The sequence below is a fragment of the Xenorhabdus littoralis genome (genome assembly GCF_033949345.1).
GTDB lineage: Bacteria > Pseudomonadota > Gammaproteobacteria > Enterobacterales > Enterobacteriaceae > Xenorhabdus > Xenorhabdus littoralis.
Map to the genome: position 1 here is coordinate 1 of NZ_VCDP01000257.1, position 458 is coordinate 458.

Sequence of the window (458 nt, forward strand, 5' to 3'; positions counted from 1 at the left end):
ATATATCGGGTTAGTTAATAGAAACCGTCTGAGATAGAGCAACGCCTCTATAGCCAAATCAGTATAACTTGACGCAGTCTACATGTCTCATAAGCAATACTGCCTTGTCATTTGAATTTAGATGTTATGTCATATTATTTTGGTTCTTTTATAGTGTCAGCTCAACGGCGATCCGGGTCAGTAAGCGTCCGGGATAAGAAGATAACAGGGTCAGAAAATCGGGCAAACTTTCATGGGGCAGGGCGGGGTAATTACGGGATTTTACGACGGTGAGTGTCCCCGTCATATCATTGGCCGGGTTGAACTCCAGAATATCATTCTGGACGGCATAGCGCATGATGGCCGTGATGCGCTGCCGTAGTCGTTGGGCAATATCATGTTTGCCCTCAGAATTTATGACTTTTACCGGGGCTAAAAGCTAACTTGCCCTTAACTTGATAATATCGAGTGTGCCAATA

Annotated in this window: 1 pseudogene; it reads right to left on the reverse strand. The window is 44.5% G+C overall.

Annotated elements, in window-relative coordinates:
* Nucleotides 1-151 precede the first annotated feature (151 nt).
* Nucleotides 152-458: pseudogene (locus FE394_RS19545) on the reverse strand (tyrosine-type recombinase/integrase); the annotation flags it as partial.